This is a genomic window from Planococcus beigongshangi, from assembly GCF_016820495.1.
In the GTDB taxonomy this organism is placed as follows: domain Bacteria; phylum Bacillota; class Bacilli; order Bacillales_A; family Planococcaceae; genus Planococcus; species Planococcus beigongshangi.
The window spans coordinates 1-25,521 of record NZ_JADHDU010000006.1 but is presented as its reverse complement, the minus strand read 5'-3'; the positions used below and the strand labels follow the sequence as shown (position 1 = coordinate 25,521).

Sequence of the window (25,521 nt, the reverse complement as noted above, 5' to 3'; positions counted from 1 at the left end):
TGCCTGTTAAGAATTCAGTTGTCTTTATAGCGCAGCAATTGAAACGGTGCCATTTGCGCGAACGGCTCCTCTTCTTCCGGCTCCTGAAGATCCGCCTGTTTCGCCTGTTCATCTGCCGACAATACACTTTCTAAGCTATTCAACATTGCTTTTGCCGCCAGAATAAGCACCGTAAGGAAAGTGATCGGAATAAAAGCGATCCAGGGAAAGGCTGTCCAGAAATAATCCCACCACATGCCGAGTGTCCCCGCCCATTCACTGGAACGCGAGGTCAGCACATTCCGGCCGAACAGGCTGCCTTTACTGACGACTCCTCCGATAAAGATGCCTAGTATCCCCAGGTGAGCCATCAGGATCAGAACCTGGATAAATTCTCTTATCATAATGATGAACAGCTGAGGAACCAGGTAAGGCCAGATATGTTTCGTAATGATGCGCCAGGTCCCCGCCCCCAAGGTACGCGAACTTTCGATGAACTCTTTGCTGTAGAGCAGTTCCACTTCATTCGCAATCAGTACGGAATTCAGTGGAATAAAGATGAAAGAGAGAACACAGATGTAAATAGCTATCTGAACGCCGAAAGAAGGAACATCTTCCTGCATCAGAATCCCTTCCAGACTGACCCAGTTCAATAACAGAAAAGCCAATAGCGTGATAGGGAAATAATTGATGGAATCGGCAATGGATTTCAACGGCCGCTTAAACCATTTGAGAAAAAACTGCAGGAAAATACCGAAAAAGAGAGCCGGCACTACACGCAGGACCATGATGATCAACGCGGCCCCGATGGTATATTTCGCTCCGACAAGCATGACGATGGCAATGTTCCGCCCGAATTCATCCGTTCCAAGCGGCGGATAGTCCGAACCCTTATACGGAGCAGGCAACGGCTTTCCATTTTCATCGTAGAGCAGCGGAGCAGATGGAATCTGATCGTTGAAAAAAAAGAAATAGCACAGACTTGCCAAAAAGAACCCGCCGATGATACCGAATCCGATGAGAAACACTTTATTCTTCATCAAACGTTTTGCAATTCCCATATCCGTCACCATTCCAATCTCTGGGCAGTCGCTTTTTCAACCCATGCCGTAATCAATGCATATATCAAAAAGATCGGTAAATAGAACAGGATCAACGTAAAGGCGATCACGTTCGGCACCGGATTTTCAATGATGAAGGTGAAAATCCCTCTGATATTAATGATCTGTTCAAAAATCACCATGGAAGACAACAGCAATAGCAGGATGGACTTGCTGTGGCTGACGATTGTAGGAGTGATATTCCGTAAAATATGATGGAAAAAGATATAAGTCTGGCTGAAACCGGTGCTTTTCGCGAAATTCACATAGGTTTTTTTCATTTCTTCTTTGACCAGGAACAGGATCACTTTATAGACCATGATGCTGGGAATCAGCGCCAATGCAATAATTGGGAATATGTAAGTTTTATTGTCGCCTAACGAAACGATGCTGAAAAGCAGCGTGCCGGTTTGTTTATAATAGACAAGGACGCCGAATTGAATGATCATGATGATGAATAGATCAGGTAAAGCTTCCAATAGAGAAACCGTTTTTGCGACTGAATGGATTTTTTTCTCCGGAAGAAGTGATGTTATGTAAGCCAGCACGATTCCCATTGCCAGCGAAAGGATTAGACTGGAAAGAAAAATAATCAGTGAATAGAAGTAATACTCCCAAAAGTGAGGGAAAATGGAATATTCCGCGCCGTTTATGGCCGTAAAGGTTAAATTTTCCGGGATTGCCAGTGATTTGACAATATGAAAAATCTGGGTGATGAACAGACCTGCATCCGGATGTATGCCGTTTACGAACAGCCCTACAACTGCGCTCAGCAGGATCAATCCGATCGCCACAAAGAAAAATCTCATGAAAACATTCAGGATGGCTGTCATGTCATGCTCCACTCCCCTTATGTTCCAGACTACCATTCCTCTCTTTTTTTTCCAATAAAAAATTGTAACATTCCGAACTTTCAGCAGGGTAAAACTATAAGGCGAAACGTCCGTCAATGTCTCATGCCAGTCTCATACCAGCCGAGTGTTTGTTCCCTGCCGCAGACATGATTCATGACAGTTCCGTTGCTTGCGCATGGATCCGGAACATCAATTCCTCGGTGGTGGCGTCTAAGTCTTCAATCGCAAAAAGGTTGCGGGAGTCAGGCTTATTCCAAAAACAATGCGAGTCTCTAAACAAAGAAATTGATGAACTTTACGATCAGCCGGCTGACTTAATCGCTGAAAAACGTCTATCAACTGAAAATGCTGCTACTTTCTCAGATAGGGAAGTTCGCGGTGCAGTCGCAGTTAGGTCCCCCGTTATCGATGAGAAAGACTGGTGGGAGTAATTGTTGTATCAGCTTGAATGGACACTGGATTCAAAGACGACTATGTACAGCTTGATGGGAGCCAAAAGATTTTTGTCGATAAAGCACCTGATCGGATTAAGATGAGAGGAATGGAATCCAGACAACCCCTTCACAGCAATTTGGTAAAATGCAATAAATTGAAAACAAAAAAATGGGTCTTCGAATTATTGTCAGGGAAGATGAAGACACCATTCATCTGATTCAGATTGCGGCACTCGGAAAGCGGGATAAAGAAAAATTTATAAGCTGGCTGAAGAACGGCCAAGCTAACTGAAGACAATCCAGACTTTTAAAAACCCCTGTAACTCAACAAGACTTTTAGTCATGCTGGGTTACAGGGGTCTCTCTATTACTACCTCTCCTTCTATCGCCCACTAGCTATTACTGCCGATAACCACTCATATGTAACCTTCACAAGTAATTCAACAAAAAAGAAGAAGCTCCCGTACAAGCTTCTTCTCTTCAAACACCCGCTCTTCCAATTTGAAGCTAATTACTATAAGCAATACCTCAAATATTCGGTGAATCTATTAATTGCCCCTGTTATTTTTGTTTCGCTAAAAATGCTTCAATCCGTCTGTAATCCACCGGGCCATTTGTTATGGTGTACTGGTTATTATGAAATAGTAGCACATCTCTTTCGATCATAGATGGGACAGTTATACGTTCGTCTGTATATTCAAGTATGAAATGGAATTGCTCATCCGGATATCTGGTCGAGAAATTACTTCCCCCTTCTTTTTTCACTTTGTACTGCCCAAAAAAATCCATCACTTCTTTGATTGTCTCCGGATCTTTAAATGCCGTCTCTTGAAAAAGAACAGCAGTTTCCGTGTTTGGTTCGAGGTAAATGAATTGCTCTATTTCCTCTGCCTCCAGGACATCGACCAAATTTTTCTCCCGGTAGTCATTCCATCGCACGACCAATAGAACAATCCCAATCACCAAAATAAGCACCAACAGACTGCTAGCTTTCCTCTTCATACTCAGCATCCCCCAATTTTCAAAATCTATATTTTTTATTTTTTTGATGCTCAACCGCAACAGTGTTTATAATTTTCCGAAAATGGATGTTTTACTTTTAGAATATCTGCTAACCTGAACTTATTGACATTATAGTCATATTTGACTGAAAGGAAGATGAAATTGTGAATAATGCTGGCACGTTATTTAAGGAAATACGAAGGAATAAAAACTTTTCACAGGAATTTATGGCCAAGGGAGTTCTGACTCAAAGCGCGTATTCGAAATTTGAACTGGGGAAAAACGAAATCTCCTATGCGAGTTACATTCAATTGCTGGAGAAGCTGGAAATGACCCAGGAGGAATTTGCCTATATGCAGAATGATTATAATTATAATCCGCATGAAAAGCTGCTCCTTGATTTCTTCAATCTGCCCTTCAATGATTCAAAACAGCTGGATGCGATTATCAAAACTTCCCGGGAAATATTGAAAAATGCAGAAAATGAAGTGGTCGCTGATATAGCGGTCATCTGTGAAGCGCTGATTCTGCTGGTCGAAACGAATGATATGGAGCAGGCGAGGAAAAAAGCAGAAGTTGTCTGGAGCCGGCTGGCCGATCGCCATTACTGGTATTTGTCGGAAATCAAAATCATCAACTCGATCTTATTTTTATTCCCTTCCGCTGCAGCGAAAGAAATGACAAAGAAAGTGATTACCAATTTGAAAAGATACGGAGATTTCAAAGAGGCGAATAAATTAATCGGGATTGTGAACCTGAATCTGTCGTTCCTGTTAATCAGGGAGCAGGAGTATGCGGAAGCTTTAGGGATTATTGAGCATATGAGCGAAGTGTTCAAAGAATATGCCATGTACAAACACCTGGCGGCTGCCTATGTGCGGAAAGGCATCTGCTTGAGCCAGCTTACACTGTCCGAAGGCAAGGAAGACGCCGATAAAGGAATTCTGATGCTGGAACTTCTCGAAGACTACACGTTGAGGGATATTTTGATTGGTGAAATACAGAATCACGGTAAGTTGCAACAATAGCAGACTCATACATCTACAAAGAATAGAGAAAGAAGAGGTACTGTTATCAGCCTCTTCTCTCCCTATTCAAACAACTTCCGATAAGATCATGATATGTAAACCAATTACCTCATTAGAAAATTGTTTTGGTAAGTAAAAAAATTGCAGTGAATGGCAGTTAAAAATGTCGCTTGCCAAAGCACCTTTTTCTACTTGTTTAATTTTGCAGCAAAGGCCAGTTCACCCGTTGTCTTAGCCATTTAAAAAACAGTTTCTGCCCCCAGTTCAGTCCCTTTAATCTAATTCATCGTGTTAATCCTAAATGCTCACGGAAAGTATGCCCTTCATATTGCTTTCTGAAGATGCCTCTTTTTTGCATTTCAGGAACAACGAGTTCAACAAAGTCCTCTAAACTACCGGGCAGTGTAGGAGGCATAAGGTTAAATCCGTCAGCAACACCCGCCTCAACCCAAATCTCCATCTGATCCACAATTTCCTCAGGCGTACCAATAAGCGTGAAATGCCCACCGCCTGCATTAAGATATCCTAATAGTTCTTTTACTGTAGGTTCGGTATCCTTAATAATTTCAAGTATTGTTTCGTATCGGCCAATTGGACCTGTGAATTCTTCTACAGGAGGCAATGGGGGCACTTTTAGATCAATTTCCCAATTAGAACAATCTTGCTGGAGAAAGAAACTCAACTGTTTTAAAGCGGTTTCCACAGGCAACTTTTCATCTAATGAAGATTTTTTGGCAAGAGCTTCTTCATTCGTACGGCCCACATAAGTGACTAAGCCCGGGAATACTTTGATATGCCGATCACTGGCCTCATTTTGCTTAATCTGTTCATCCAACTTTTTTCGGTACTTCTTTGCTTGATTTAAGTTCCATGACACTGAATAGACTGCATCTGCATATTTCGCAGCTAATGCAATACCTTGTTCAGAGGCTCCTGCTTGCATGGCCACCGGTCTGCCTTGAGGGCTTTTTGGCGTCGTGGATGGTCCCTTCACTTTGAAATAAGTGCCATTATGGTTGACTGGCCGTATATTGTCAGGGTTTATCAACTGTCTTTCTGCTCGATCGTACAGAAACTCATTGCTGTCCCATGATAGAAATAATTTATTCATGAGAGCAGCAAATTCATCAGCCTTTTTATACCGTTCATCACGGGGAGGCAGTTTGCTCATACTGTGATTTAACGCTTCCTCATCCCTCATTGAAGTGACCAGATTCCATCCGACACGGCCTTTAGTAATATGATCCAGACTCAACAGCTGCCTTTAAGCAGTGAAGGGGTTGGAAAAGGTGCTAGAGATTGTTGAAACTAATCCCACGTAATTCGTCACTTGTGAGATGGCTGTTAAATTGACCACTGGATCCAGCCAAAATGCCGGCATTTCATTTGAATCTTTGGCAAGGAACGATTGATTGTCAGCAAAAAACACTGCATCAAAGCACCCTTTTTCAGCCAACTGCGCCAAGGATTGGTAATAAAAAATGTCCCCAACGCGGTCCACACTTGAGTCAGGCATTAACCAAGCAGCCTGATGATGTCCGCATCCATACAGTAAGATTCCTAAATGGAGTTGTTTCCTTTGAGTTTCTTTCATTAGTTATCTCGCTCCCTAAGTCATGGTTGGCTGTTTAAAAAACCTCTTTTTATAAAGCTATCCTTTGTAAGTGAAATTATTAGTTCATTGTCAACCCACCGTCTACTGTTATATTCTGGCCTGTAATACCGTCAGCATTTTCTGAAGATAAATAAGCGACCATATTGGCTACATCTTCAGGCGTTGTTACTTTCTTCAATGGCGTTGATTGAGCAATTAAATCGAATACTTCCGGGGTTGTAACAGAACTTGCATCAGTCGTTTTTAATAAGCCACCTGAAACCACATTTGCTTTTATGCCGTATTGTCCCAGTTCCGAAGCGAGATTACGTGTAAAACCAATTAATCCAGCTTTAGCTGTTGTATATTCATGGTAGGGTACAACAGGGTTTTGATATAAATTGGTGCCGATACTTATAATGCTTCCATTTTGCCGTTCCATAAATTGAGGCATAACGCTTTGAACTACATTAAATGCTGCCTTTAAAGTACCATCCAGCTGTTTTTGATAATCTTCCCAAGTAAGTTCAGTAAAAGATTTCTGTTTGGTTGGATCAAATTTGAAGTCCACCAATGCATTGTTGACTACGACATCTATTTGGCCAAAATATTCTGTTGCTTTTTTTACTAGCGCATCAACTTCTTTGCGGTTTGTGACATCGGCACAAATTGCAATAGCATTATCCTTCCCTAGCCCAAAAACAAGCTCTTCAGCAGCATCTTTGCTCTTATAATAATTGATAACCACTTTAAACCCTTGTTGCACCAATGTTTTTGCAATAGAAGCTCCTAATCCTCTACTACTGCCCGTTACCAATACTGTTCTGTTCATTGTAACCACTCCTTCTTTTTAGTCTTTCTGAATCTTAAATAATTTAGTAAGAGATCAATAAAGAATTTGCAAGCACACTTAAACATTCAGATAAATGCACATTAACCTAGATATCGGTGATATAAAGATTTAGCTTCAGGAATGCTTTTCGTTCCATGAATTAAAACACGGCCATCCTTAAAAATGACAAGGCGATGCTCTGCGGTCGAGAAAGACAGCAGATATGGGTTGCGTGAAACCTTTCCCAGCTGTCTGGACAAGGCTTTATCCAAGCTTTCCAAGTCTCTGTCTATCGGTTGGGAAGGACGGATCTGAACCGTATCCCTACCGCATAAAACGGCGGTTTTTGTTTGGTTTGAGAAAGAAAGATAAGGATAAGAACGCTCCGCTCCGCAAGAAGGGCAATCCTCTCTTTTAATCTTATCGACGTTAATAGATGATTGGTGATTTTCCCATAGATCGAAGGAGATCAGCTTGTTCCTTAAATGAAGTCTATCTTCAACTAAAATTTTTAATGCCTCTGAAATTTGGAAAGACAGGACCATTTGGACAGCAGGGCTGATGATTCCCACCGTATCACATGTAATTCCTCCCATAGGCACCTTCTCTAATAAGCAATTTAGACAAGGGGTTTCACCCGGAAGAATGGTATAACTGATTCCATAACTTCCAACACATGCACTGTAAATCCAAGGGATCTGATATTTTTGGGAAATATCATTGATAATCATCCGGATATCAAAATTATCGCTGGCATCAAGAATCAGATCAACGCCTTCCACCAACCGTTCCATTTCTTCGACTGAGACATCCATGACATGACAGCAAATTTCCACTTCAGAATTAATAGCCGTTAGTCGTTTTTTAGCCGCCACCGCTTTTGGGATTCGCTGTTCTGCCTCCTCTTCGGTATAAAGCTGCTGACGCTGAAGATTGCTCCACTCCACATAGTCCCGATCTGCGATGGTAATTTTGCCGATCCCTGCCCGTACCAGCATTTCGGCACTTCCAGTTCCTAATGCGCCAGCACCGATTATCAAGACATGCTTGTTCCTCAATTTCTCTTGTCCTTTTATCCCTATCGGTGCAAAAAGCTCCTGTCGCGAGTATCGTCCATTCAACCGATGCTCATCCCTTCAAGCGGACTGCTGGCAGTGGCATACCGTTTTTTTGGAATTCGTCCCGCCTCAAATCCCAATCTTCCTGCTTCGATTGCAAGTCTCATGGCTCTAGCCATTTTTACTGGATCGTCCGCTCCAGATACAGCTGTATTTAGCAAAACGCCAGCCGCTCCCATTTCCATTGCAATCGCAGCATCAGATGGCGTTCCAATGCCGGCATCGACAATCACAGGAACATTTGCCTGTTCTATAATGAAAGAAAGATTCAATGGATTGATGATCCCCTGGCCAGAGCCTATGGGAGATGCACCGGGCATTATGGCGTGACAGCCCAGTTCTTCGAGCCGTCTTGCCAAAAGAACATCGTCTGATGTATACGGCAAGACAATAAACCCTTCTTTTAATAGTTGTTCTGATGCTTTTAACGTTTCAATTGGATCCGGCAGCAATGTTTTTTGGCAGCCGATTACTTCCACTTTAATCATGTCACAAAGGCCTGATGCCTTAGCCAGTTTTGCAATCCTTACCGCTTCTTCAGCAGTCTTGGCCCCAGCTGTATTTGGTAGTAAGGTATACTTTGAAATATCCAGGTTTTCTAGGAAATTCGGCTGGCTCGCTTCAAATATATTCATTCGTCGGACTGAGAACGTTAGAATCTCTGTACCCGACACATCTACCGCTGCTTTTTGGATCTCAAAGTCTGGATATTTGCCCGTGCCTAATAATAATCTTGATGAGAATTCATGGTTTCCTATCTTCAACATGTTCATCCGCCTCCTACAAAATGGACTAATTCAATTTTATCTTTATCGGAAATCAGAGTTTCTGCATGCTTTTCCTTCTCCAATATTTCAGCGTTTTTTTCAACAATTACTACTTTATTGTTCAACTCAAAATGCTGCAGCAGTTCGGCTATCGTTTTCACTGTATTGGGTACTTCTACTTGATCTCCATTTACCGTCAATATCATTTTCTTCACCTCATTATTGGATTGTTTTCCTGATTGACCGATCTACACGAAAAGGAGATATATCAATTGAAGGAGATTTTCCTTCAATCAAATCAGCCATCACCTCTCCGGTAATCGGAGACAGCAATATCCCATTTCTAAAATGGCCTGTCGCTATAAACAGCCCTTTGTACTCAGGATGTTCACCTAAATAAGGCAAGCCATCTGCCGTTTGCGGACGAATCCCGGTCCACGCTCTTTCCCACTCGCTCTGTGATATGGAAGGCACCAATTTTTTTGCATTCTCCATTAACGAAAAAATCCCCTCTAAAGTGACTTGTTGATTAAATGTATTCGGTACAGAGGTTGCTCCTATAATGATTCTTCCGTCTTTTTTCGGAACAAGATAGCAACCTGGCGTAAAGATTGTACTTGATAATAAGGGAAACTCTGTCCGTACAGAAAAACACTCACCTTTCACGGGATACATTTTGAGCTGTAAGCCTATCTTCATCAACAGCTTCTCGCTCCAAGCCCCTCCTGTTACTACAATGTTGCTGCTCATAAAATCGCCTTCATTCGTAGCAACGCCATTGACTTTTCCATTTGCAATATGAAAGGAATGTACTTCTACATATTCTATAATCACGCAGCCAAGTGCTGAGGCAGATTTTAAAAATCCTAAAGCCAACTGCGGAGCTTCTACTTGTCCATCTCTCTCAAGATACATTGCGCCAATTACGTCATTGGACAATGCCGGCTCTCTTCTTCTCGCTTCTTCACCTGTAAGCAACTCGGCAAGTTCCCCGTTCTGTTTATGGATTCCACTGATCCGATGGTGTTCCTGCTGCTCCCGATCAGTTAAGGCAACCCTTAGCATTCCCTTTTTCACAAGTTCAATATCAACACCGCTGATCATATTCAGTTCATCTGCCAAGTCGTTAAACAACGCTCTGCTGGTTCTGGCTAATTGAAAAAGCGGCCCCTCTCCATCCAACTCGGCTTGGGCACCCAGCATCCCGGCTGCCGCTCCAGATGCTTTACTTGCAAGCCGGTCTTTTTCCAGCAATAAAACCTTCATTCCTCTTTTCGCCAAATTAAAAGCTATTGCTCCGCCATTGACTCCGCCACCGATTATAATGGCATCATACGGTTTATTCATTTAAATCTCTCCTTAACCATTGCAAGCGAACTATTATTTAGTTAAATAGGAACGATATTGCAGTACCGCCTGCGAAGGGTTTTCTGCTTCCAATATCCCTGACATTACAGCGACTCCTTGTGCTCCCGCTTCGATAACATCCCTACTATTTGTCGGTTTTATTCCACCAATCGCTATAACTGGGATAGAAATTGATTCAGAAATGAACCTCAACTGTTCTAAGCCTTTGGGAATGAGTCCTGATTTGGATTGAGTTGAATATACATGGCCGAATATTACATAATCAGCACCTTGCTGCTCGGCAATTTGAGCTTCTTCAAGGGAATGAACGGAACAGCCAACTGTCAAATCCTCAAATTTTCGTTTTACAATTTCAACAGGCAGCGAATGATAGGCTAAGTGAACTCCTTTCACATTTGAAACACAGGCAACATCCGCCCGGTCATTAATAATTATTTTTGAAAGAGGAACTTTTTTGCTTTTTAAAAGCTCCACCGTCTTATATACTTCTTTTGCTGTTTTCGTTTTTTCACGAAGATGGATGAAATCGATGTCAAAATGAATCCTGCCGATGATATCTGCTAATTGTTCCGGCTCTTGCCTTCCTGTAGAGATAATATGCAACTTTTTAGTTTTCATGTATTTTTTCCTTCACTCCCTTAATGCATAAAAAATACCTGGCAAATAAAAAAACCACTCCAGCGACGGAGTGGTTTCGATCATATTTTAAGAATAGATAAAATACATAGCAACCACTTCCCTACGCTAGTTTCAACTAGATCAGGTTCAAAGGGTCCGGATTGCTCCGTCTCAGTCTCAAAAGACTCCCCTAGTGTTTTTATATTCAGTTTTTTTATGATGCCTAAAAACAGCCTAACATCTCTCCAAATATTTATCTAGTTATTATAGGAAATATGGTAATATATAAGTTAACCAAATTATTTTTTTGGTTAACTTAAAAGGAGAGTGTGACATGACAGAATCAAATGTAAAATTGAGAATGATGATTATTACGGCATTATTTGCGGCAATCATCGGAATCCTGGCGCAGGTAACAATCCCATTGCCGTTAGTTCCCATTACAGGGCAAACACTGGCAATCGGACTGGCCGCAACGATTTTAGGGGCTAAGTACGGAACTTTATCTGTCCTGGTCTACTTGGGGCTGGGGGCAGTTGGAATTCCCGTTTTCGCTCAAATGTCAGGAGGATTAGGCAGCTTATTCGGACCGACTGGCGGCTACCTCTTCGGCTTTATTCCAACTGCTTTTATCATAGGCTATTATCTCGAGAAAACGAGTTACACATTAGCCAATGCCATAATCGCTAATGTCCTTGGCATGTTTGTGGCATTGATGTTTGGAACAGTCTGGTTGAAGATATTCGCTGATCTTTCATGGACAGGTGCGTTAATGGGTGGGTTTGTTCCGTTCATTTTAGTCGGTCTTATTAAAGCCGCGCTGGCTGCGTGGATTGGGATCATAGTAAGAAATCGCTTGAAATCAGCTAATATTTTATATTTGGAAGAGAGAAAGGCTGTTTAAACATAGGCTGGCTGACCATCAACTTACCAATAATAAAAACTGCCGATCTGATTTTAGATCGGCAGTTTTTATTGCTGTAACTATGAATGGTGAACATAAACTCGCTGGAATCTTCGTTTGCACTCACGAGTTTCTTCTATATAAATGTTATCTGTTCAAAAACCGCTTTTCTGATTATGCAGTGTTCTGTCTCAGCTGTTTATTTTGCTAAGTTTAAATCCATTGGCATTTTAGCCAGGCTTTTATAAAGCGGCAATTTTTCAGGGTCTGCATTTCCACCACTGATAATGCAGCCGACCTTTTTTTGGCCAATGGCGATTTTGTTGCATAAAATGGCGGCCAAAGCGGCGGCTCCCGCTCCTTCTGTCAGCATTTTTTCCCTTTCAAGCATAAACATGATCGCATAGGCGATTTCTTCATCAGCCACCGTTACGATATCATCCACATACTTCTCAATGATTGGAAAAGTTACCGCTCCCGGCTCTCTGACTAAAATCCCATCCGCTATCGTGTTGATCGGCAAATATGGTTCCACTTTTTGCCCGGTGAATTTTCGATAGGCAGCAGACGCGCCAGACGCCTGTACACCTATTACCCGTATGGATGGATTGATGGATTTAACAGCAAGAGCAACGCCTGATATCAAACCGCCTCCGCCAACCGGCACAAAGATGATGTCCAATTGGCTGTTTTGCCGAAGCATTTCAAGTGCAATGGTCCCTTGCCCTGCAATTACTTGTTCATCGTCAAATGCATGGACAAACGGGCTGCCGCACCGAATCTTTTCTTCTGCCGCAAATTGATAGGATTCATCATACGTTTCTCCAGCCATTACGATTTCTGCACCGTACTCCTTTGTGGCATTCACTTTCGAAAGCGGAGTGTGCCTCGGCATGTAAATTTTTGACCGGATTCCCTGCAGCGCTGCCGCCAGTGCGACTCCTTGGGCATGGTTGCCGGCAGAAGCTGCTATAATCCCTTTTGCTGCTTCCTGTCCGGTTAAAGAAGTAATTTTGTTCATGGCTCCCCTTACTTTAAAAGAACCCGTTTTCTGCAGATTTTCCAATTTCAAAAAGATCTTCGCATTCGTCAAGTGATTTAATGTTGCACTTTGCTTTAACGGAGTTTGATGAACTTTCCCCGTCAGATTTCCCATCGCTTCACCAATTTTCACACTCGCCAACAAATCCCCAATACGCTCACCTCTGACTTGATATTAGAATCTATAAAAGTTGCATATAAATTACGTTTCCACTAACTCTTTCTTCAGCTTCTGCTGCACGAAAGGCATCATTTTCCGCAAATCTTTGCCGACCACTTCGATCGGATGCTGTTTTTCGCGATTGGCGACTGCATTGAACACAGGGCGGTTTGCCTGGTTTTCAAGGATCCATCCTTTTGCAAATTCACCTGACTGGATATCCGCCAGCACTTCTTTCATACGCGCTTTTGTTTCCGTATTGATCACTTTTGGCCCGGAAACGAAATCTCCCCATTGGGCGGTGTCTGAAATGGAATGGCGCATCCCGTCAAGACCTTGTTCATACATCAAGTCAACGATCAATTTCAGCTCGTGCATACATTCGAAATAAGCCACTTCCTGCTGGTATCCTGCTTCAACCAGCGTTTCGAACCCCGCTTTTACAAGTGACGTCAAGCCGCCGCAAAGAACCGCCTGCTCGCCAAAAAGATCGGTTTCGGTTTCTTCTTTGAAATCTGTTTCCAGCACACCTGCGCGAGCCGAACCGATGCCTTTTGCATAAGCTAAAGCAAGTGCTTTTGCCTGGCCAGTGACGTTTTGATGGACGCCAACCAGCGCCGGGACGCCTGCGCCTTCTTCAAATGTCCGCCGCACCAAGTGGCCGGGACCTTTCGGAGCCACTAAAAAAACATCAACATTGGCAGGCGGAACGACTTGATGGAAGTGAATGTTGAAACCGTGGGTGAACGCAAGCGCTTTTCCTGCGGACAAAGAAGGTTTAATTTCATTTTCATAAACGGCAGGCTGGTTTTCATCCGGCAATAAAACCATGATGACATCCGCTTCTTCGCACGCGGCAGTGACAGGCAATACGCGGAATCCATCCTTTTCTGCCTGAGCCCATGATTTCCCTTGGCGCAATCCGACCACTACCTGATGGCCGCTGTCACGCAAATTCTGCGCATGTGCATGCCCTTGCGAACCATAGCCAATGACCGCCATTGTTTTGCCTTTCAACTCGTCTTCATTCACATCTGCTTCATAATAGACCTTTACCATTCCAGTCATCTCCTCTTTTTTCATTCCTTTAAATGCACCAATACTTTTGCTGAGTTGTGCGCTTTGATCAATTCGAATTGTTCTTCAACCACTTGTAAGTCTGTTCCTTCCATGACGAAAAGCACTTCAATTTGCTTTTCGACTTGTTTCACCAGCTGCCTGAATTTATGGCCAGTCTCTTCTTTAACGATAACCGTCACTTTTGAAACGTCTTCCACTTCGGTGCAGCCGACCCACAGACTTTCGATTTGGAATTGGTGTTTTGCTAACAAAGCCATAAGACGCGTCAGTACAGTGTTCTGGTTTTGCACGAATGCAGTGATTGTTCCTTTTTTCATGTTTTCACCCCGATCATTTCATGCAATCCTTTGCCTGGCGCCACCATTGGATAGACGTTTTCAGCCGGGTTCACACGGCAATCGATCAGAACCGGCTCCCGGTCTGACAGCACTTCCCCGAATAACGTCTCCGCTTCCTGTTCCGTGCTGATGCGGTAAGCTTTTATTCCATAAGATTCTGCGAGCTTCAGAAAGTCAGGCTGGAGGGAAAAGACCGATTGTGAAAATCGTTTGCCGTAGAACGTTTCTTGCCACTGGCGAACCATTCCCAGTGATCCGTTGTTGACAATCAAAACTTTTACAGGCAAGTTCCATTCCTTTAATAGGATCAATTCCTGCAAAGTCATTTGAAAACCGCCGTCTCCAGCCAGCGAAACGACTGCAGCCTCAGGTTCAGCCAATTGCGCTCCGATGGCTGCCGGGAAACCGAACCCCATAGTTCCCAGTCCGCCGGAAGTTACCCAACGGTTCGGGCGTGAAAAAGCGTAATACTGCGCAGCCCACATTTGATGCTGGCCGACATCCGTCGTGACAATCGCATCGCCATTTGTATGCTTGTGCACCAATTCAATCAAACGCTGCGGGGAAAGGAATTCCTCCGTTTCGGTATGCCAATAAGGGTAATCTCTTTTATAGTTTTCCAAATGCTCTAACCAGCTCTGCAAATCCTGATTTTTCGCTCTTTGGTTCAGAATTGCCGTCAACACGGCTTTTGCATCCCCGGCAACCGGCAAATGCGTCTCGACGTTTTTACCGATTTCCGATGGGTCGATGTCGATGTGGGCAACTTTAGCGAATGGCGCAAACGAAGCCAAATTCCCAGTCAACCGGTCATCAAAACGCGCTCCGATATTTATCAATAAGTCACATTCTGAGATAGCCATATTGGCGGTGTAGCAGCCGTGCATTCCGGCCATCCCCAAAAAGAGAGGGTGCTCCGCCGGAAATCCGCCAAGCCCTAAAAGTGTATGGGCCACCGGCAAATTATAACGCTCCGAAAATAAGAGCAATTCTTCGGAAGCTTTTGCATGTAAAACGCCTGCACCCGCTAAAATAAGCGGTTTGCTGGAATTTCCAAGTGCTTCCATCAAATGTTTTACATGCAGCGGATCCGAATCGGAAAGAGGCTGGTATCCCGGGAGATCCACTTCGATTTTCAGCAGCGGAACAGCTGGATCCGCTGCTAAATCTTTGGGTATGTCCACTAATACGGGACCTGGCCTGCCGGTTGATGCTATATGAAAAGCTTCTTTCATGATTCTGGGAAGATCCCCGATTTTTTTCACCTGGTAATTATGTTTGGTGATGGGTGTCGTCATGCCGACCACGTCCGCTTCCTGAAAAGCGTCCGTCCCCAGAACATGAGAAGCCACCTGGCCGGTGAAAATGACAAGCGGCAGCGAGTCCATCATGGCATCGGCGATTCCGGTGACTAAATTGGTCGCGCCCGGACCTGAAGTGGCCAGGACGACACCCGGTTTCCCGGAAACACGGGCATAGCCTTCTGCCGCGTGGATGGCGCCCTGTTCATGGCGGGCAAGAATGTGTTTGATCGGCGACTTATATAACGCATCGTAAATGCCCAATACTGCGCCGCCAGGATAACCGAACAAAATTTCCACGCCTTCCTGTTTCAGGGATTGGATGAAAAGATCCTCCCCATTGCCTGTCACTTCTTCAGTTGCCAATATTGACAATATTGCCAATGCCTCTTTCGCTTCCAAATTTGTCTCCTCCTTTTCATCTAATTAGATTTTCATAACTCCACCCGTGCTCGCAGAAGTTACAAGTTTCGAATAACGGGCTAAATATCCTTTTTTAATTTTTGGCGGCGGCTCCGTCCATCCCACTTTTCTTGCTGCCAGTTCCGCTTCGGAAACAACGAGAGTGATTTCACGGTTCTCCAAATCAATAAAGATCTCATCGCCATTTTTGACGAAAGCGATAGGCCCGCCTTCAGCCGCTTCCGGTGAAATGTGGCCGATGGAAATTCCTCTTGAAGCTCCTGAAAATCGCCCATCCGTGATCAATGCCACTTTCTTTTCAAGCCCTCTTCCCGCAATAGCGGCGGTTGGCGCAAGCATTTCCGGCATTCCGGGTCCGCCTTTTGGCCCTTCAAGCCGAATGACCACCACATGCCCTTCCTGAACATCGCCATTTTCAATTCCGGCCATCACTTTATCTTGAGAATCGAAGACAATCGCTTCGCCCCGGAAAGTTTTGATGGCGGGATCGACTGCGCCCACTTTGATGACACAACCGTCCGGTGCAATATTTCCGAACAGAATCGACAATCCGCCAACAGGGCTGTGCGCTGTTTCCTTGTTGCGGATGACATCATCATTCAAAACTTCCGCATCTTTCACATTTTCATAAAGTGATTTTCCGGTAATCGTGACCCGGTCCGGGTGAACCGCTCCTTCCATTTCACAAAGCTGTTTGATGATGGCGCTGACACCGCCTGCATTATGTACATCCTGCATGGAATAATCGGATGCCGGGCTGATTTTGGACAGATACGGAATGCGCTCCGCCACTTTGTTTATCCGGCTCAGGTCATACTCGATTTCAGCTTCGTGCGCTATCGCAAGCGTATGCAGGACGGTATTCGTCGATCCGCCCATCGCCATATCGAGCGCGAAGGCATCATCAATTGTATCTTTTGTGATGATATCTCTCGGTTTGATGTCTTTTTTTATCAATTCAACCAAATGGCGGGCAGCATCGTAGATCAATTGATGCCGCTCTTTTGAAGTCGCCACAAGCGTTCCGTTGCCCGGCAGCGCAACTCCAAGCATTTCCATGAGCGAGTTCATCGAGTTGGCCGTGAACATCCCGGAACAGGAACCGCATGTCGGGCAGGCATTTTGTTCCACATCCAGCAATTCCGCTTCAGACATTCTTCCCGATTGATAAGCTCCTACCCCTTCAAATACAGAGACAAGCGACAACGGTTCGCCGGCGCTGGAAACGCCGGCTTCCATCGGGCCTCCTGAAACGAATACAGAAGGCACATTCGTCCTTACTGACGCCATCAGCATTCCCGGCGTAATTTTATCGCAGTTCGGAATATAGAAAACTCCGTCAAACCAATGGGCATTGATGACAGTTTCCGCTGAGTCTGCAATAAGCTCCCTGCTTGGCAGCGAATACCGCATGCCGATATGCCCCATCGCAATGCCGTCATCCACTCCGATTGTATTGAATTCAAACGGAATACCTCCGGCTTCCCGGATGGCATCTTTGACGACATCGGCAAATTGCCTCAAGTGCATATGTCCTGGGATAATATCGATATAAGAATTGCAGACCCCGATGAACGGTTTTTCCATATCCTTTAGTGTTACTCCTGTTGCATACAGCAGACTCCTGTGTGGAGCCCGGTCGATGCCTTTTTTGATCATGTCGCTGCGCATACTATTTCCCCCTCATCAAACAACTTGGACATTTTCCTGTCCATATACTTTTGTGCCATTTTCAACGACTGTTTTCCTGAATTCTTCGAGGAGCCGGTTCGTGCAATCGCCTGGTTTGCCATCGCCGATGACTCTGCCATCAACTTTCACGACTGCAATCACTTCTACGGCTGTTCCGGTTAAAAAGACTTCATCCGCGACATAGACATCGTGCCTGGTGAAAACCTGCTCCCGCATCGGGAAGCCCAGCTCATGTGCAATTTCCATGATGGCGTTTCTTGTGATTCCTTCCAGTGCTCCCACATAGCCGGGCGGCGTCAAAATTTCACCGTTCTTGACAATGAATACGTTGTCCGCTGAACCTTCAGCCACATAGCCTTGGTCGTTCAGCATCAACGCTTCGCTGACGCCCGCTAAATTGGCTTCGATCCGGACCAGGATATTGTTTAAATAATTCAATGACTTAACTTTCGGCGACAGCACATCAGCCCGGGTTCTTCTCGTCGCCACAGAAACGATGTCGATTCCCGTCTTGTACAATTCTTTCGGGAACAGCGCCAGTTCTTCTGCAATGACGATGACTTGCGGCCGTGCACAGGAAGATGGATCCAGTCCGAGATTTCCCACTCCTCTTGAAACGACTACGCGGATATAAGCATTCTGCAACTCGTTTTTCCTTAACGTCTCAACGACCAGATCGCTCATTTCCTGTTTGCTGTAAGGAACAGATAACATGATTGATTTCGCGGAATCATACAGCCTGTCAATATGTTCCTGAAGCCGGAAGACATTGCCTTCATAGACGCGTACCCCTTCGAACACACCGTCTCCGTATAAAAAGCCGTGGTCATACACAGAAACAACAGCGTCTTTTTTGCTGACAAACTCACCATTCAAGAAAATCAATTGCTCACTCATCTGTCATTCCTCATTTCTTATTGTTTTTTTATATTCATACAAATTTTGAAAAACAAAAAAACCCGTCCCTTAAAAAAGGGACGAGTTTAGCTCGCGATACCACCCTAGTTCCGTAAATGAATAGTAATATCCACTTACGACACTCGATCAACGTACAATCATACGTTGTTCCTTGTAACGGGGGACAGCCCGACAATGCTTAAACAAAATCTTTCAGCATTGCATCTCGGAGATGATTTTCGGATAAGTTCTGGACATCGGCTCGCACCATCTACCGACTCTCTGTGGAACAGGGCACTTATCTTACTCTTCTCGTCAACGATTTTATTTTTCAAAAATTCTTAATTCCAAAACTATCAGCAATAAACTAAGTTGTCAAACACTTTTTTGCTTTAGTTTTTAAAAGATTGGAAAGTTTTATCAAAAGAAGATTTTATCCCTATACAAATATACGGCTGAAATATGGCTAAAGTAAAAGGCTCCACAAGTATAAACCAAGCTGGCGACTGAGGCTGGATAAAATTATTGCTTCTTTATATGCATTTAAATTTTGCAAGAAAAATGACCATGTAACCTACTGGACAGCTTCAGCGGCCAGAGAGATAATCGCAACTTTTTTGAAAGCAATTTATTATCTCAATATAGTTTTTATTTTTATGCAGATTTTTTACCGCAATAAAATTTTGAACACGATCCTGCCCTCTATTCGTTGCTTCACCTCATTTTTAGCTTTATAGTCAATTTATCGGACGTAGTATAAAAGATATAACGGAGGGATAATTTGATACGGATACTCGCAGTAGATGACGATTTACATATGCTGAATTTTGTTTCAGCCGAACTTCGCCTAAGTGGCTATGAAGTAATTGAGGCCGAATCAGGCGAACAAGCATTAGGGTGCTTGGATTCCAGAAATGTGGATTTAGCGATAGTGGATGTCATGATGCCGGGAATGGATGGTTTTGAACTCACGAAAATATTGCGGAAAGACTACAATCTCCCCGTCATCCTGCTGACTGCCCGGCATCATATTGAAGATAAAGAGCGCGGATTCTTAGCCGGTTCTGATGATTATTTGGTTAAACCTTTTGAATCGAAAGAATTATTGTACCGCGTCAAAGCCATTCTGCGGAGATATGACCAGCCTGCGGATGACACATTGGCCATTGGTACGTTAACCATTGATTTTAAAAGTTACGAAGTCCAATCGGATCAAGGGATTTTAATCATTCCGCTCAAGGAATTTGAATTGCTGACCCTGCTCGCCTCCAAACCCAGACAAGTACTGAGCAGAGATCTGATAATCGAGCGAATTTGGGGAATTGATTTCCAGGGGGATGAACAGACCGTAAATGTTCACATAAAACGGCTGCGCCGGCGATTGGAAAGTTTTGCTCCCGATGTGCAGATTGTCACTGTACGCGGTGTAGGCTATAAACTTGAGGTGAACGCATGAGCCTTTACGTCAAATTTGTCTGGTTCACTTTTGCGACGATGCTGGTCAGCAGCATCATCTCTTTTTTTGCAATGAACACTTATTACGACCAATACCTGAAAGCAGAAAATAATGATAAAAATCTCGCTATCGCCACTTCGATTGCAGAGTTCGCGGAAAGTGTACCGGCGGATCAAATCGAAGCCACATTTCAGATGCTGGGCGATGCGGGTTACCAGCTGTATGTCACAGACGGGGACACTGTCAACCGTTATGGCGCAAAGTTTCGTGACGAAACGATTGATGAGGCAGACATTCAGCAAGTTCTTCAGGGAGACGCCTTTAACGGCATACGCGAATTTCCGCGGGAGACTTTTGTCACCGGATTTTTCGCCAATGAGCTGGAAAATTCCATCGGTGTGCCGTTGGAATTGAATGGTGAAAACCATGCACTCTTTTTGCGTCCGGATATAAAGCTTCTGTTCCAGGAACTTCGCTTCTTATTCGGCGGATTAGCAGTCGGCATCATTATCTTGAGTTTTATTGGCATGCTGCTGGTGGCACGTTTATTGATTCAGCCGATTACCAAATTAACGGAAGCAACGGAAAAAATGGGCACGGAAACCTTCGATGTCCCTCTTTCCATTAACCGAAAAGATGAAATTGGCCGACTGGCCGATCAGTTCGTCACAATGCGCAATCGCGTTGAACAATCCACATTAAAACGCAAAGAATTCGTTCACAATGTTTCACATGACATTCAATCCCCTCTCCATACCATTCAAAGTTATTTATCTCTTCTGCAAAAAATCGGAAGCAACGAAGAAGAGAAAAAAAAATATGCGGACATCATTCAGGAAGAAACGACGCATTTGTCGCTGTTGACCAATCAATTGCTTACGTTGGCATCTTTTGATAAAGAAGTGCAGGAACTCAGTGAAGTGATTTCCATCGACCAGCAAATACGGGACACCCTGTCTCATTTGCGCTACGCGTTTGACGAAAAAGAGCTCGGGATTTCAGCGCAATTGGCATCTGTTAACGTAAAAGGAAATGCCGTCCTTCTTCAGACAGTCTGGGAGAATTTATTGACCAATGCGATTAAATACAGCGAGCCGGGAGGCGCCATTGAACTCAGTTTAAGTTCTTCGCCAAAAGAGATGGTACTGGAAATACGGGATGAAGGGATCGGCATGTCGGCAGAGGAAACTGTCCGTGCATTTGACCGTTTTTACCGGGCGGACCAGGCTCGGGTGCGGTCCGTAAAAGGCTCAGGGTTAGGATTGGCCATTGTTAAAGAAATTGTCGAATTGCATAAAGGGTCGATTGAAATCACCAGTTCTCCCAAAGCCGGAACAACCATACATGTAGTGTTGCCGCGATTGTAATACGCTTTGGCTTTTCATTTCTTCACAGAGGACAGCCTTGTATGAATTTCCTTTCGAAATGTAATGGCTTGTTCACCTTCCGTTCATCTAAGCCCTATAAACTAAGGGTAATAAAGAAATCGGAGGCTTACAGATGAACATTGCATGGAAAGAAATTAAAAAAAGCAAAGTGAAATTTATGATTCTGGGTTCGATTGTGTTTCTTGTCAGTTTTTTGACTTTCATCATATCAGGGCTTGCGAACGGGTTGTCCCAGGACAATGCAGCACTGATCAAAGATTTGCCGGATGGGCAATTTTATATGAATGAAGATGCGGAAGAAACGTATAACCTTTCGCTGATCGACCCGAACACCCAGAAAGCGGCCTTAAATGAACACGATGGGGCTGCTGCGCTATCCATTCAAATGGGATTTTTGAATGATGAAGCAGACAAACAGCGCAGTGTGGCGTTTGTCACTTCAACGGAATCGGAGTTGTTTGAAAACGTCCAAGCAGGCGAAATTGTCCTGGACCGTTCTTTGGAAGAAGAAGGGTTAAAAGTTGGGGATATACTGACCAACAACCAATTCAGCGGCGAATTTACCGTGAAGGGCTTTGTCGATCAGCAAAAATACAGCCACGCCCCAGTCGCTTTCATCAATATGGAAAACTACAAAGAGATGTACCGGGTAAATGAAATGCAATTGATTTTCATTCCAGATGGAGGCGAAACCCCAGTCATTGACGGACTGCAATCGTTTACGAACAGCGAGTTCCTCAATACGATTCCCAGCTACAGTGCAGAACAGCTGTCTCTCAACATGATTGTCTGGTTTCTCGTCGTAATCAGCGGACTGCTTTTCGCCATATTCTTCTATATGATGAATGTGCAAAAAATCGGATTGTATGGCATTTTAAAAGCGATTGGCGTGAAGACGAGTGCATTGTTCAAAATGATGTGGACGCAGATGTTCTTCATCACCGCCATTGCGCTGGCGTTATCGATTGCGCTCAGCCAGAGTTTCAATTTTATCGCACCGGACGGTATGCCTTTCAGCTTAACTGCAGTCACAACGGTCCAATTGTCCATCGTTTTCCTCCTCATCGGTTTTGTCGGCGCTACGCTTTCAGGCATCCAAATCAAAAAAGTCGAACCGCTGCAGGCGATTCAACAAGGAGAAGTGTAATATGACAATTTTTACGATCAATGAACTGAGAAAAACGTTTACAACGGGTGAAGTGGCAGAAGAAATATTAAAGGGAATTGACCTGACGCTTCAACAAGGCGAAATTACCGCACTTGTCGGTGCTTCCGGATCCGGCAAAAGTACTTTGCTGACAATTGCCGCTGGCCTACAGCCGGCATCGGATGGAAAAATCCTGTTCAATGGCAGGAATATGACCAGCATGAACCAGGAGCAAATCCGGAAAATCCGTGCCAGCGATTTCGGCTTTGTCTTCCAGTCAGCGCATCTTGTCCCTTTCCTTACCGTGGAAGAACAACTTTTTCTGATGCTCGAAGTGTCGGAAACGACATTAAACAAAGTGCAGCAAAAAAAGGAGATTGCCGATATCCTGAAACTGATCGGCATGGAACATCGAAAGTCCGCCTACCCCGCGTCCTTATCAGGCGGCGAAAGACAGCGGGTAGCGATTGCCCGGGCTATCATCCACAAACCTCAAATGCTTTTTGCGGACGAACCGACGGCCAGCCTGGATTCAAAACGGTCAAAAGATGTCATGGAGCTGATCCGCGATTTGACGAAAACTTTGAACATCACCACCTTAATGGTGACTCATGACGAGGAAATGCTGGCGTATGCTGACCATATCATCACGATGAAAGATGGTTTGGCCGAGTGACGTGAAGCGCTATTCTTTTAATTTCTCACTTAAGCAGTTGTAACGGTATAGTAGGAGAACCAAAAGAAATAGAAACAAATCCATTTCGAACCAATAAAGTATATTGACTTTTCCGATTAGCATTTGCTAAGTTAAGTTGTATAAATAAGAATCAATGACGAGAAAGAGTAAGAGAAGATAACTGTTCCTCAGAGAGTCGGCGCTTGGTGAAAGCCGATGGACGAATCTTATCCGAAAATCATCTCCGAGATGCAAAGCTGAAAACAGTAAGATTTGCCGGATTTCCACCGTTATCGGGAAGACGTATGATTGTACGTCGACTAAGCGCCGGAATGTTTCTTTTGTATGGAACTTGCGGAATATGGGTGGTATCGCGAGCACAAACTCGTCCCTTTTCAGGGACGGGTTTTTTTATGCAAAAAATTGAGTATGGCGATAACAACGCAGCAGCCACAGTAGTTTTGAAGCTGTGGAAGCTTCGAGTATCCAACTAAAATTCAGGAGGAATTATGATGAGTCGAACCAATGTAGTATTTGCAGGATTTATGCTTTTTTCTTTATTTTTCGGAGCAGGGAATCTTATCTTTCCCCCTCTTCTAGGTTTGGAATCCGGGAGCAGCTTTGGATCAGCGATTGCCGGTTTCCTTATCACGGGTGTTCTATTGCCATTTATGGCCATTATGGCTGTCGCTTTGTCCGATAACGGATTAGTATCCATGGGCAACCGGGTGCATTACGTTTTCGGCATGGCCTTTGCTATTATCATCTATCTCTCGATCGGCGCTTTCTACGGGATACCCCGAGCTTCAAGCGTTGCTTATGAACTGGGCTTCAAACAAGTCTTTCACGTTGACGGCGGATTTGCGCTCGCTGCATTCTCCCTGGTGTTTTTTGGTATTACTTATTTGATCAGTTTAAATCCAAAGAAAATTGTGGATCGCATCGGACAATACCTGACGCCCCTTTTGCTGCTTGTTTTAGCTGTGCTTGTCATAAGGGCTTTCTTTACATTCGGTAATGTCTCTTCGCCCGCTGTTGGAAAATATGCATCATCTCCCTTGGTCACCGGGATCCTGGAAGGGTATTTCACGATGGATGCAGTCGCAGCTCTGGCGTTTGGAATCGTCGTTGTCAATGCATTGAAAGATAAAGGTGCTATATCCAAATCGGAACTGGTGAAAGGCACATTTGGAGCCGCCCTCATCGCCGGCCTGGGATTGGTTGTGGTTTACTTTTCACTGGGCTGGATTGGGCGTGTCATTCCAAATGAGAACGGCTTTGAAAACGGAGCCGAGATTTTAACTTTTGCAGCCAGCCTATTGTTCGGAGGGGGCGGAGCTTTCTTGTTCGGTATCATTGTCATCCTTGCCTGTCTCACCACATGCGTCGGTCTGATCAATGCCTGTTCGAGATTCTTCAACGAGATTAATCCGAAAATAAGTTACCGATCCTACGTAGCTGTTTTTGTAATCGTTGGCTTACTTGTATCTAATTTGGGCTTGAATTTAATATTGAAACTGGCAATCCCTTTATTGGTATTTATTTATCCGATCGCCATTGTCCTGATCATTCTTTCCCTCTTCGAACATATTGCAGGAAAAAGCCGGCTGATGTTCCGGCTTTCGGTAGCCGTGACATCCGTTTATGCGCTATACCAGGTATTGATCAGCATCGGATTTCAACTGGAATTGGCAACTAACTGGATAGGGATTACCCCGTTTTTTGAACAGGGACTTGGATGGATCCTGCCCGCGTTTCTTGCAGCCATGGCTGGGTATGGAATTGATAAGTTCAAGGACAAGTTCACTGAAGAATGGAAAGAAAATTCTTCCCTATAAAAAGATATGGCCAGATAAAGATAAAGAGGAGTGCTAATTGAGCAGCACTCCTCTTTATTTTTTCTAGTTAAACAGTTAGTACTTCCGTTAAGGTATCATATGTTAACTAAAAATAAATATCGTGAAAATTTCATTCTCCCCTTGAACCTCACGTCGGGTAATGTTTTATAGTACAGCTAGCTTACTTTTGCAAAAGGGGGGAATCGTTGTGCAAAATGCCATTGTTAAGGCATTAATTAATGAAGAACAGATTCGTCTATATTTTATCGATAATACCCAGCTGCTTCGCGATATCTTTGCTTTAAACCAAGAACTGCCTGAATCGCTTAAACTGATGTTGGGCAAAACGGTATCCGCGATGAGCATACTTTCCGGCACGCTCAAAGGAAACCAGCGAATGAGCCTCCAGATAACGTTGAGCAATCCTCTCCATAAAATTTTTGCGGAAACCGAAGCGAATGGAAATGTCAGAGGATACCTGAACGA

The 25,521-nt window shown here is 44.1% G+C and carries 23 protein-coding genes, 1 pseudogene, 1 riboswitch and 2 other annotated features; of the genes and pseudogenes, 8 read left to right on the top strand and 16 right to left on the bottom strand.

Features of this window, described 5'->3' with window-relative positions; all coding sequences use genetic code 11:
* Nucleotides 1-14: 14 nt before the first annotated feature.
* The 3 genes from IQ294_RS12795 to IQ294_RS12785 all read right to left on the bottom strand — a co-directional run bounded on the left by IQ294_RS12795 (nucleotide 15) and on the right by IQ294_RS12785 (nucleotide 3,369).
* Nucleotides 15-1,052, bottom strand: coding sequence for an ABC transporter permease subunit (locus IQ294_RS12795; protein ID WP_203334446.1), 1,038 nt, complete (start codon nucleotides 1,050-1,052; stop codon nucleotides 15-17).
* Complete coding sequence (locus tag IQ294_RS12790; protein WP_203334445.1) at nucleotides 1,046-1,912, bottom strand: ABC transporter permease subunit; 867 nt, start codon at nucleotides 1,910-1,912, stop codon at nucleotides 1,046-1,048. The genes IQ294_RS12795 and IQ294_RS12790 overlap by 7 nt, the downstream gene beginning before the upstream one ends.
* A 1,016-nt stretch (nucleotides 1,913-2,928) precedes the next feature.
* Entirely contained in the window at nucleotides 2,929-3,369 is a 441-nt protein-coding gene (locus tag IQ294_RS12785) for a hypothetical protein (RefSeq protein WP_203334444.1), read from the bottom strand.
* Nucleotides 3,370-3,533: 164 nt separating this feature from the next.
* Here IQ294_RS12785 and IQ294_RS12780 point away from each other — a divergent pair, with 164 nt between their 5' ends.
* Nucleotides 3,534-4,397, top strand: coding sequence for an Rgg family transcriptional regulator (locus tag IQ294_RS12780; protein WP_203334443.1), 864 nt, complete (start codon nucleotides 3,534-3,536; stop codon nucleotides 4,395-4,397).
* Nucleotides 4,398-4,680: 283 nt separating this feature from the next.
* On the opposite strand, the pseudogene IQ294_RS12775 reads toward IQ294_RS12780, so the two are convergent.
* The 7 genes and pseudogenes from IQ294_RS12775 to tenI all read right to left on the bottom strand — a co-directional run bounded on the left by IQ294_RS12775 (nucleotide 4,681) and on the right by tenI (nucleotide 10,694).
* Nucleotides 4,681-5,991: pseudogene (locus IQ294_RS12775) on the bottom strand (LLM class flavin-dependent oxidoreductase).
* Nucleotides 5,992-6,070: 79 nt separating this feature from the next.
* Complete coding sequence (locus tag IQ294_RS12770) at nucleotides 6,071-6,823, bottom strand: 3-oxoacyl-ACP reductase (RefSeq protein ID WP_203334442.1); 753 nt, start codon at nucleotides 6,821-6,823, stop codon at nucleotides 6,071-6,073.
* 101 nt (nucleotides 6,824-6,924) lie between these two features.
* Nucleotides 6,925-7,944, bottom strand: a complete 1,020-nt coding sequence (locus tag IQ294_RS12765) for a thiazole biosynthesis adenylyltransferase ThiF (RefSeq protein WP_203334441.1) — start codon at nucleotides 7,942-7,944, stop codon at nucleotides 6,925-6,927.
* Nucleotides 7,941-8,708, bottom strand: coding sequence for a thiazole synthase (locus IQ294_RS12760; protein ID WP_203334440.1), 768 nt, complete (start codon nucleotides 8,706-8,708; stop codon nucleotides 7,941-7,943). The genes IQ294_RS12765 and IQ294_RS12760 overlap by 4 nt, the downstream gene beginning before the upstream one ends.
* A gap of 2 nt (nucleotides 8,709-8,710) precedes the next feature.
* A complete protein-coding gene (thiS, locus tag IQ294_RS12755; protein WP_154750182.1) occupies nucleotides 8,711-8,914 on the bottom strand; it encodes a sulfur carrier protein ThiS in 204 nt (67 codons plus the stop codon).
* A 13-nt stretch (nucleotides 8,915-8,927) separates the two neighbouring features.
* Nucleotides 8,928-10,055 (bottom strand): glycine oxidase ThiO, encoded by a 1,128-nt coding sequence (gene thiO / locus IQ294_RS12750; RefSeq protein WP_154750181.1) that lies wholly within the window; start codon nucleotides 10,053-10,055, stop codon nucleotides 8,928-8,930.
* 33 nt (nucleotides 10,056-10,088) lie between these two features.
* Nucleotides 10,089-10,694 (bottom strand): thiazole tautomerase TenI, encoded by a 606-nt coding sequence (tenI, locus tag IQ294_RS12745; protein ID WP_154750180.1) that lies wholly within the window; start codon nucleotides 10,692-10,694, stop codon nucleotides 10,089-10,091.
* Nucleotides 10,695-10,795: 101 nt separating this feature from the next.
* Nucleotides 10,796-10,896, bottom strand: a riboswitch (TPP riboswitch).
* Between the two features lie 132 nt (nucleotides 10,897-11,028).
* On the opposite strand from tenI, the gene IQ294_RS12740 reads away from it, so the two are divergent.
* Entirely contained in the window at nucleotides 11,029-11,598 is a 570-nt protein-coding gene (locus tag IQ294_RS12740) for a biotin transporter BioY (RefSeq protein WP_203334439.1), read from the top strand.
* Nucleotides 11,599-11,797: 199 nt separating this feature from the next.
* On the opposite strand, the gene ilvA is transcribed toward IQ294_RS12740, so the two are convergent.
* The 6 genes from ilvA to ilvE all read right to left on the bottom strand — a co-directional run bounded on the left by ilvA (nucleotide 11,798) and on the right by ilvE (nucleotide 18,530).
* A complete protein-coding gene (ilvA, locus tag IQ294_RS12735) occupies nucleotides 11,798-12,772 on the bottom strand; it encodes a threonine ammonia-lyase (protein WP_349291366.1) in 975 nt (324 codons plus the stop codon).
* Between the two features lie 69 nt (nucleotides 12,773-12,841).
* A complete protein-coding gene (gene ilvC / locus IQ294_RS12730; protein ID WP_203334438.1) occupies nucleotides 12,842-13,858 on the bottom strand; it encodes a ketol-acid reductoisomerase in 1,017 nt (338 codons plus the stop codon).
* 20 nt (nucleotides 13,859-13,878) lie between these two features.
* Nucleotides 13,879-14,196 (bottom strand): acetolactate synthase small subunit, encoded by a 318-nt coding sequence (ilvN, locus tag IQ294_RS12725; RefSeq protein WP_203334437.1) that lies wholly within the window; start codon nucleotides 14,194-14,196, stop codon nucleotides 13,879-13,881.
* On the bottom strand, nucleotides 14,193-15,902 hold the full coding sequence (ilvB, locus tag IQ294_RS12720) for a biosynthetic-type acetolactate synthase large subunit (RefSeq protein WP_203334568.1): 1,710 nt from the start codon (nucleotides 15,900-15,902) through the stop codon (nucleotides 14,193-14,195). The genes ilvN and ilvB overlap by 4 nt, the downstream gene beginning before the upstream one ends.
* Nucleotides 15,903-15,944: 42 nt before the next feature.
* Nucleotides 15,945-17,612, bottom strand: coding sequence for a dihydroxy-acid dehydratase (gene ilvD / locus IQ294_RS12715; protein WP_203334436.1), 1,668 nt, complete (start codon nucleotides 17,610-17,612; stop codon nucleotides 15,945-15,947).
* A gap of 15 nt (nucleotides 17,613-17,627) precedes the next feature.
* Nucleotides 17,628-18,530 (bottom strand): branched-chain-amino-acid transaminase, encoded by a 903-nt coding sequence (ilvE, locus tag IQ294_RS12710; protein WP_203334435.1) that lies wholly within the window; start codon nucleotides 18,528-18,530, stop codon nucleotides 17,628-17,630.
* A gap of 73 nt (nucleotides 18,531-18,603) precedes the next feature.
* Nucleotides 18,604-18,858 (bottom strand) — a binding site (T-box leader).
* Between the two features lie 453 nt (nucleotides 18,859-19,311).
* Between ilvE and IQ294_RS12705 the strand changes: the two genes are divergently transcribed.
* From IQ294_RS12705 to IQ294_RS12680, 6 genes are all read left to right on the top strand, one after another.
* The gene (locus tag IQ294_RS12705) at nucleotides 19,312-19,986 is read left to right on the top strand and encodes a response regulator transcription factor (RefSeq protein ID WP_203334434.1); all 675 of its coding nucleotides are present in this window, start codon (nucleotides 19,312-19,314) and stop codon (nucleotides 19,984-19,986) included.
* Complete coding sequence (locus IQ294_RS12700; RefSeq protein ID WP_203334433.1) at nucleotides 19,983-21,353, top strand: sensor histidine kinase; 1,371 nt, start codon at nucleotides 19,983-19,985, stop codon at nucleotides 21,351-21,353. Before IQ294_RS12705 ends, IQ294_RS12700 begins: the two co-directional genes overlap by 4 nt.
* Before the next feature lie 133 nt (nucleotides 21,354-21,486).
* Nucleotides 21,487-22,521 carry an ABC transporter permease gene (locus IQ294_RS12695; RefSeq protein ID WP_203334432.1) on the top strand — a complete coding sequence of 345 codons (1,035 nt, stop codon included), beginning with the start codon at nucleotides 21,487-21,489 and terminating at the stop codon, nucleotides 22,519-22,521.
* A gap of 1 nt (nucleotide 22,522) precedes the next feature.
* A complete protein-coding gene (locus IQ294_RS12690; protein WP_203334431.1) occupies nucleotides 22,523-23,197 on the top strand; it encodes an ABC transporter ATP-binding protein in 675 nt (224 codons plus the stop codon).
* 145 nt (nucleotides 23,198-23,342) lie between these two features.
* Nucleotides 23,343-23,593 (top strand) — a binding site (T-box leader).
* Nucleotides 23,594-23,709: 116 nt separating this feature from the next.
* The gene (gene brnQ / locus IQ294_RS12685; protein ID WP_203334430.1) at nucleotides 23,710-25,035 is read left to right on the top strand and encodes a branched-chain amino acid transport system II carrier protein; all 1,326 of its coding nucleotides are present in this window, start codon (nucleotides 23,710-23,712) and stop codon (nucleotides 25,033-25,035) included.
* Nucleotides 25,036-25,243: 208 nt separating this feature from the next.
* A partial coding sequence (locus IQ294_RS12680) for an Hsp33 family molecular chaperone HslO (RefSeq protein ID WP_203334429.1) occupies nucleotides 25,244-25,521 on the top strand: 278 nt, incomplete at its 3' end.